The following is an 8560-nucleotide window of genomic DNA, read 5'->3' as shown; positions in this document are numbered from 1 at the left end:
CACCCCCGAGGACGCACTCGACACCGCCTGCCACCTCCACCTCACCGGTCTCGACACCTGACACGGGCAAGCGCACGCCAAGCCCGACGTCAACCCCCGAAGGATTTACGACGCAGACCACTAAGGGCTGCGCAGGCTGCGGACGTCGAGGTGGCGGAGCACCCGGTCCACGATCTCCGGGTCCGACCCCGGTTCGCTGCGCGCCGACAGCACCTCGTGCCGGGCGGCGGACATCATCTCGCGCTGGATCCGCTGGACGTCCCGGATCCGCTCGACCCGCTTCGCGTACGCCTCCCGCCGCTCCTCGTCGACCATGTCGGGGCTGATCCTGGCCCCCACGTCGTAGGCCCGCCGGTACAGGGTCTCCACCAGGTCCTCGGGGAGGTCCTCCGCCTCCTCGATCTCCTTCAGGCGCTGCTTCGCGGCCTTGGCGGCGCGGATCGCGAGCCGGCGCTCGGTCTCCTTCTCCTCGTCCTCGTCGGCCTCCACTCCCAGCCGGCGCACCAGCCAGGGCAGGGTCAGGCCCTGGCAGACCAGCGTCGCCATGATCACGGCGAAGGCGATGAAGATGATCTGGTCCCGCGCCGGGAAGGGGTCCCCGCCGTCCACCTTCAGCGGGATGGCCAGGGCCAGCGCCACCGAGGCCACGCCGCGCATCCCGGCCCACCACATGACGACGCTCTCCCGCCAGCTCACCGGGATCTCCTCGTCGTAGTCGCGCCGGTTGTGCAGCTTCTTCGCGAGCCAGCCGGCCGGCAGCAGCCACGCCAGTCGTACGCCGACCACCACGGCGACCACGATCCCCGCCCAGCCGGCCATCTCCCCGACGCGGTCGCCCGCGACGCCGAACACGTGGTGCAGTTCGAGTCCGATCAGGCCGAACGCGACGCCGGTGACCAGCATGTCGACGATCTCCCAGAACGTGTGCCCGGCGAGGCGTCCGAGCACGTCGTCGGCGTCGGTCGCGTACTCGGCGAGGAACAGCGCGGTGGTCAGCACGGCCAGCACCCCGGAGCCCTGGAGTTCCTCGGCGACCACGTACGCCACGAACGGCACCAGCAGTGTCAGGCCGATCTGGAGGGTGACCTCGCCGAGCCGGCCCATGAGCCGGTTCGTGGCCCAGCCGAGCGCGAGCCCCACGACCACCGCGACCACGGCGGAGAGCACGAACTCCCCGAGCGCGTCGGGCCAGGAGAAGCTGCCGCTGACGGCGGCGGCGATGGCCACGTGGTAGAGCACGATGGCGGTGACGTCGTTGAAGAGCCCCTCGCCCTCCAGGATGGACACCATGCGGCGCGGCAGCCCGAGCGCGCCGGCGACGGCGGTGGCCGCGACCGGGTCGGGGGGCGCGACGAGCGCGCCGAGCGCGACGGCCGCGGCGATGGGCAGCCCGGGGACGGCGGCGTGCGCGACGGCGGCCACGGCGGCGGTGGTCACGAAGACCAGGGCCACGGCCAGCAGCAGGATGGGGCGCACGTTGGCGGCGAACTGGCGCCAGGAGGTGCGCTGCACGGAGGCGTACAGCAGCGGCGGAAGCACCAAGGGCAGGATGTACTCGGGCGGGATGTCGACGTTCGGCACGGCCGGCACGAGGGCCAGCACCACCCCGCCGATGGTCATCAGCACGGGCGAGGGCAACTTGAGCCGGTCCCCGAGCGGTACGGTCACCACGGCGCCGAGCAACAACACGAACAACAGAGCAAGCTGATCCACAACCCCAGCCTGCCCCATCCGCCCGCCGAGCCCCGCCAGCCCCGCCGGCTTTCCGGGCGCGGGCTCCGGGGCGGGGCCCCGCGGCGACACCCGACGCCCGGCCGGGGCCGGACGAGCTACGGCAGGCGGCGCCGCATCGACCGGTGCGGGATGCCCGCGTCCTGGAACTCCGGCCCGTAGGCCTCGTATCCGAGCCGCTCGTAGAAGGCGAGGGCGTGCGTCTGCGCGCCCAGGTCGACGGCGGCCAGTCCCAGCCTCGCGGCCTCTGCCTCGATCGCCCGGACCAGCGCCGCGCCGACGCCCAGTCCGCGCGCCGACTTCGCGACGGCGAGCCGCCCGAGGGAGCCGATCTCCGGGGCGCCCGTCTTGCCGAGCGCCTCGGGCCCGTGCAGCAGCCGGCCGGTGCCCAGCGGTTCCCCGTCCGGTCCCTCGGCCAGCACGTGCACCGCGATCGCGTCGTACGCGTCGTACTCGATGGACTCCGGCACGGACTGCTCGACCACGAACACCTCGGTCCGCACGGCGAAGCAGGCCGCCAGGTCGGCGTCGCAGGAGGCCACGCGCACCTGGTACGAGGTCACTCGCTCTCCGCCCGGATCACGTCCAGGGCGTGCTGGAGGTCCGCCGGGTAGCCGCTCTCGAACTCCACCCACCGGCCGTCCGACGGGTGCTCGAAACCGAGCCGCACCGCGTGCAGCCACTGCCGGGTCAGCCCCAGTCGCTTCGCGACCGTCGGGTCGGCGCCGTAGGTGAGGTCGCCGACGCAGGGGTGCCGGTGCGCGGACATGTGCACGCGGATCTGGTGCGTGCGGCCGGTCTCCAGCTTGATGTCCAGCAGGGAGGCCGCGCGGAAGGCCTCGATCAGGTCGTAGTGGGTGACCGAGGGCTTGCCCTCCTGGGTCACGGCCCACTTGTAGTCGGCGCTGGGGTGGCGGCCGACGGGCGCGTCGATGGTGCCGCTCATCGGGTCCGGGTGGCCCTGCACCAGCGCGTGGTAGCGCTTGTCGACCACGCGCTCGCGGAACTGGTTCTTCAGGGAGGTGTACGCCCGCTCCGACTTCGCGACGGCCATCAGGCCGGACGTGCCGACGTCGAGGCGGTGCACGATGCCCTGGCGCTCGGAGGCGCCGGAGGTCGAGATCCGGTAGCCGGCCGCGGCGAGGCCACCGATGACGGTGGTGCCGGTCCAGCCGGGGCTCGGGTGGGCGGCGACGCCCACCGGCTTCATGATGACGACGATGTCGTCGTCGTCATGGACGATCTCCATGCCGGGGACCGGTTCGGCCACCAGCTCGACGGGTCGCGGCGGCGCGGGCATCTCGACTTCGAGCCAGGCGCCACCGTGCACACGCTCGGACTTCCCGACGACACTGCCGTCGACCGACACCTTCCCCGCGGCCGCGAGATCGGCCGCCTTCGTCCGGGAAAACCCGAACATACGGGCGATGGCGGCGTCGACGCGCTCGCCCTCCAGGCCATCGGGAACGGGCAGGGTTCGGATCTCGGGAATCGTACTCACCTGTCGAGTATGCAGGACGGGGGGCGGCAGCCTTCCCGCGAGCCGCCCCGCGATCAGTCCTTGTGGACCGTGCCGTCCGGGTCGAGACCCCTGAACGAGAGCAGGACGATCAGGATCCCGCCGCACACGATCGCCGAGTCCGCGAGGTTGAAGACGGCGAAGTGGGCGGGCGCGATGAAGTCGACGACCGCTCCCCGGAAGACGCCCGGCGAACGGAAGATCCGGTCGGTCAGGTTGCCCAGCGCGCCGCCCAGCAGCAGGCCCAGCGCGATCGCCCACGGCAGGCTGTAGAGCTTGCGCGCCAGCCGGACGATCACCACGATCACCGTGGCCGCGATGCAGGTGAAGATGATCGTGAAGGCCTCGCCGAAGCCGAAGGCGGCCCCGGGGTTGCGGATCGCCGAGAACTTCAGCAGGTCACCGATGATCTCGATGGGCTGCTCGTGCTCCAGTTTCGCGACGACCAGCATCTTGCTGCCGAGGTCGATCAGGTACGCCAGCGTCGCCACCACGAGCAGTGCCACGATCCGCCGGCGCCCCTTGGGCGCGCTCGATTCGGGCTCGGTGTCGTCCCCGACCTCCGGCGTACCGATGATGCGCTCCGCCTCTGCCACGTGAGTCCCTCGAACTAGCTCGAACCAGGTTCCGGCGAAACCGCCCTGCCAGGTTCCTGGACCCTGACGAGACACGAGAGTACGTCAGGGCGCCCGCCCGCCGCCCGGCCAGGGCGTGATCCGAAAGACACGCCCTAGTGCCGCCGCTCCTGCTTCTGCTTGCAGTCCACGCAGAGGGTGGCGCGGGGGAACGCCTGCATCCGGGCCTTTCCGATGGGCTTTCCGCAGGTCTCGCAGAGGCCGTAGGTGCCCGCCTCCAGCCGTTCCAGCGCGCGTTCCGTCTGCTCCAGCATCAGGCTGGCGTTCGCCGCGAGGGCCAGTTCGGATTCCCGGGTGATGTTCTTGGTGCCGGTGTCCGCCTGGTCGTCTCCCGCGCCGTCGCCCGAGTCCCGCATCAGGCCCGAGATGGCCGCGTCGGAGGCCTGGAGCTCGGCCCTCAGGCGCAGCACCTCGCTCTCCAGCTCGGCCCGGGCCTCGGCGACCTCCGCCGGCGTCCAGGGGTCCTCTCCCGGGCGTACGGGGAGCTCTCCGGGGGTGGCGGCCATCGCGCCGCCCCGCGCCTTGGGCAATCCACTGGTGGCGGCGACCGTCTTCCTGGCCGTGCCGGTGCTCTTCTTGGCGACCACTTTCCGGGCTCCCGTCTCTGACGCGGCATGCGCCGCCCCCTCGGCCGCGGCCGGTTTGGCCGTGACCTTCTTCGCCGTCGACTTCTCGGCGGCGGCCACCTTGGCGATGGACGCCGACTTCCTCGCGGGTGCCTTTTTCGCGGGCGCCTTCCGTACGGCGGCCGTCTTCTCGGGCGCCGTCTCGGCGGGAGCCGGCGCCGGTGCCCCGACCTCGGTTCCGACCTCGGCCCCGACAGCCTTCCCGACAGCCTTCTTGGTAGTCCCGGCGGTCTTCTTCGCCACCATGGCCGCGGCCCCTTCACATACTGTGATCATTGCTCGCGAATCGTGCCGGAACGATAAATCGACGCCGGCCCCGCGGCAACGGGGCGCGCATCCCGCGAGGTCAACCTGCATCCGTTGTGCCCATCCGGCGGCCCGGTAATCCGCCCCTCCCGCCCCACCGGAACCGGGAGCGGCGCGTCCGCCCATCCGGGTCACCGCGGCCCCCGCCCCGCGGCCCCCGCGCCACGCCCGGAATATCGGTCGGCCCCGTGTCCCCCGGCCCGTACACTGGGCCCAGCGAGAGGCATGGATGGGGACGAGTAGCGTCGGACGCAGCCAGGAGCGACCCGGGGACGGTGAGAGCCCGGGGGCGAGCGCGATGCGAAGGATCACCCCGGAGCCGCCGGAAGAAAGCCGTCACGATCACGGATCCCGCACGGATCCCCGTACGGGAAGTAGAACCGGCTTCGCACCCCAATGAGGGGGCCATCGGACTCGTCCGACGGCCAAGGAGGGTGGTACCGCGGGAGCGCGACAAGGCTCTCGTCCCTCCGGACGGAAGTGACATCCCGCCGGAGGAAGAGTTCAGCCTCATGACCACACCGCCGCAGTACCGCCCGGTCCCCGCCCAGGTGGACCTGGCCGCCCTCGAACACGCCGTCCTGGACTTCTGGCGCGAGAGCAAGACCTTCGCCAAGACACTGGAGCAGTCCGAGGGCCGCCCCGAGTGGGTCTTCTACGAGGGCCCGCCCACCGCGAACGGCATGCCCGGCGCGCACCACATCGAGGCCCGCGTCTTCAAGGACGTCTTCCCCCGCTTCCGCACCATGCGCGGCTACCACGTGGCCCGCAAGGCCGGCTGGGACTGCCACGGCCTGCCCGTCGAGCTGGCCGTCGAGAAGGAACTCGGCTTCAACGGCAAGCAGGACATCGAGGCGTACGGCATCGCCGAGTTCAACTCCAAGTGCCGCGAGTCGGTGACCCGTCACACCGACGCGTTCGCCGAGCTCACGACCCGCATGGGCTACTGGGTCGACCTGGACGACGCCTACCGGACCATGGACCCCGAGTACGTGGAGTCCGTGTGGTGGTCGCTGAAGGAGATCTTCAACAAGGGTCTGCTCACCCAGGACCACCGCGTCGCCCCCTGGTGCCCGCGCTGCGGCACCGGCCTCTCCGACCACGAGCTGGCCCAGGGCTACGAGACGGTCGTCGACCCCTCGGTCTACGTCCGCTTCCCGCTGACCTCCGGGCCCCTCGCGGGCGACGCCGCCCTGCTGGTGTGGACGACGACCCCGTGGACCCTGGTGTCCAACACGGCCGTCGCCGCGCACCCCGAGGTCACGTACGTAGTCGCCACCAACGGCGAGGAGCGGCTGGTCGTCGCCGAGCCGCTGCTGGAGAAGTCCCTCGGCGAGGGCTGGGAGGCCACCGGCGAGACCTTCACCGGCAAGGAGATGGAGCGCTGGACGTACCGGCGTCCCTTCGACCTGGTCGAGTTCCCGGAGCCCGCCCACTACGTCGTGAACGCCGAGTACGTCACGACCGAGGACGGCACCGGTCTGGTCCACCAGTCCCCCGCCTTCGGCGCCGACGACCTCGCGGTCTGCCGCGCCTACGGGCTGCCGGTCGTGAACCCGGTCCGCCCCGACGGCACCTTCGAGGAGGACGTCCCGCTCGTCGGCGGTGTCTTCTTCAAGAAGGCCGACGAGAAGCTGACCGCCGACCTCGACGCGCGCGGCCTGCTCTTCAAGCACATCGCCTACGAGCACAGCTACCCGCACTGCTGGCGCTGCCACACCGCGCTGCTCTACTACGCGCAGCCGTCCTGGTACATCCGCACCACCGCCGTCAAGGACGCGATGCTGCGGGAGAACGAGAAGACGAACTGGTTCCCGGACTCGGTCAAGCAGGGCCGCTTCGGCGACTGGCTGAACAACAACATCGACTGGGCGCTCTCCCGGAACCGCTACTGGGGCACACCGCTGCCGATCTGGCGCTGCGAGGAGAACCACCTCACCTGCGTCGGTTCCCGCGCCGAGCTGGGCGAGCTGTCCGGCACCGACCAGTCGGCCCTGGACCCGCACCGCCCGTACATCGACGACATCACCTTCACCTGCACGCACGAGGGCTGCTCCCTCGAAGCGGTGCGCGTGCCGGAGGTCATCGACGCCTGGTACGACTCGGGTTCGATGCCGTTCGCGCAGTGGGGCTACCCGCACAAGAACAAGGAGATCTTCGAGAAGCGCTACCCGGCGCAGTTCATCTCGGAGGCCATCGACCAGACGCGCGGGTGGTTCTACACGCTGATGGCGGTCGGCACCCTCGTCTTCGACAAGTCCTCCTACGAGAACGTGGTCTGCCTGGGCCACATCCTCGCCGAGGACGGCCGCAAGATGTCCAAGCACCTGGGCAACACCCTCGAACCGATCCAGCTGATGGACCAGCACGGCGCGGACGCCGTGCGCTGGTTCATGGCGGCCGGCGGCTCCCCGTGGGCGGCGCGCCGCGTGGGCCACGGCACGATCCAGGAGGTCGTCCGCAAGACGCTCCTCACGTACTGGAACACGGTGGCCTTCCAGGCCCTGTACGCCCGCACGTCGAACTGGGCGCCGTCGGCGGCCGACCCGGCACCCGCGGACCGCACGGTCCTGGACCGCTGGCTGCTCTCCGAGCTGCACACCCTCACCTCCGAGGTCACGGAGGCGATGGAGTCCTACGACACCCAGCGCGCCGGCAAGCTGCTGTCGTCCTTCGTGGACGACCTGTCGAACTGGTACGTCCGCCGCTCGCGCCGCCGCTTCTGGCAGGGCGACAAGGCGGCCCTGCGCACCCTCCACGACGTGGTGGAGACGGTGACGCGGCTGATGGCCCCGCTGACCCCCTTCATCACGGAGCGGGTCTGGCAGGACGTGGTCGTCCCGGTCACCCCGGACGCCCCGGAGTCCGTCCACCTCTCGACGTGGCCGGTGGCGGACACCGCCGCGATCGACCCGGAGCTGTCCCGGCAGATGCAGTTGGTGCGCCGCCTGGTGGAGCTGGGTCGGGCGACCCGCGCGGAGTCGGGCGTCAAGACCCGTCAGCCGCTGTCCCGGGCCCTGGTGGGCGCGGCCGGTTTCGACGCCCTGACCCCCGAGCTCCGGGCCCAGATCACGGAGGAGCTGAACGTCTCCTCGCTGGCCTCCCTGTCCGAGGTCGGCGGGTCCCTCGTGGACACGACGGCGAAGGCCAACTTCCGTGCGCTGGGCAAGCGGTTCGGCAAGGGCGTGCAGGACGTCGCCAAGGCCGTGGCCGCGGCGGACGCGGCGGGACTCTCGCTGGCCCTGCGCTCCGGTCAGGCCTCGGTCGAGGTGAACGGCGAGACCGTGACCCTCACCCCGGAGGACGTCATCATCACCGAGACCCCCCGCGAGGGCTGGTCGGTGGCGTCCGATTCCGGCGCGACCGTCGCCCTGGACCTGGAGATCACCCCGGAACTGCGGCTGGCGGGCCTGGCCCGCGACGCGATCCGCCTGATCCAGGAGGCCCGGAAGAACTCCGGCCTGGACGTGGCGGACCGGATCGCCCTGCGGTGGTCCTCGGCGGACCCCGAGCTCGTGACGGCCCTGACGGACCACGCGGAACTCATCGCGGACGAGGTCCTGGCCCCGGACTTCGCCACCGGCGAGGCCGACGCGTCCTACGGCGACCCGTTCACGGACGAGCCCCTCGGCCTGACGTTCCGCCTCCGCAAGGCGTAACTCCCACCCACCCCGACGGCCCGCGCCTCCCACCCGGGAGCCGCGGGCCGCCGACGTTCCCGACCGTGGTGGGTCCGCGCGCAC

General features: G+C 71.4%; 6 protein-coding genes. 1 reads left to right on the top strand and 5 read right to left on the bottom strand.

The genetic code is table 11. The annotated features are described in order from the left end of the window. Positions 1 to 120: 120 nt before the first annotated feature. The 5 genes from OTB19_RS40555 to OTB19_RS40535 all read right to left on the bottom strand — a co-directional run bounded on the left by OTB19_RS40555 (position 121) and on the right by OTB19_RS40535 (position 4757). The gene (locus tag OTB19_RS40555; RefSeq protein ID WP_267803865.1) at positions 121 to 1713 is read right to left on the bottom strand and encodes a Na+/H+ antiporter; all 1593 of its coding nucleotides are present in this window, start codon (positions 1711 to 1713) and stop codon (positions 121 to 123) included. A 116-nt stretch (positions 1714 to 1829) separates the two neighbouring features. Next, complete coding sequence (locus OTB19_RS40550; RefSeq protein ID WP_267803864.1) at positions 1830 to 2294, bottom strand: GNAT family N-acetyltransferase; 465 nt, start codon at positions 2292 to 2294, stop codon at positions 1830 to 1832. Beyond that, positions 2291 to 3232, bottom strand: coding sequence for an RluA family pseudouridine synthase (locus OTB19_RS40545; protein WP_267803863.1), 942 nt, complete (start codon positions 3230 to 3232; stop codon positions 2291 to 2293). The genes OTB19_RS40550 and OTB19_RS40545 overlap by 4 nt, the downstream gene beginning before the upstream one ends. 53 nt (positions 3233 to 3285) lie before the next feature. Continuing rightward, the gene (gene lspA, locus OTB19_RS40540; RefSeq protein WP_267803862.1) at positions 3286 to 3846 is read right to left on the bottom strand and encodes a signal peptidase II; all 561 of its coding nucleotides are present in this window, start codon (positions 3844 to 3846) and stop codon (positions 3286 to 3288) included. Between the two features lie 134 nt (positions 3847 to 3980). After that, a complete protein-coding gene (locus tag OTB19_RS40535) occupies positions 3981 to 4757 on the bottom strand; it encodes a TraR/DksA family transcriptional regulator (RefSeq protein ID WP_267803861.1) in 777 nt (258 codons plus the stop codon). A gap of 572 nt (positions 4758 to 5329) precedes the next feature. Between OTB19_RS40535 and ileS the strand changes: the two genes are divergently transcribed. After that, the gene (ileS, locus tag OTB19_RS40530) at positions 5330 to 8476 is read left to right on the top strand and encodes an isoleucine--tRNA ligase (RefSeq protein WP_267803860.1); all 3147 of its coding nucleotides are present in this window, start codon (positions 5330 to 5332) and stop codon (positions 8474 to 8476) included. Positions 8477 to 8560 lie beyond the last annotated feature (84 nt).

It is taken from the genome of Streptomyces sp. H27-H5, assembly GCF_026627505.1.
GTDB lineage: Bacteria > Actinomycetota > Actinomycetes > Streptomycetales > Streptomycetaceae > Streptomyces.
This window is presented reverse-complemented; position numbering and strand designations above follow the sequence as displayed.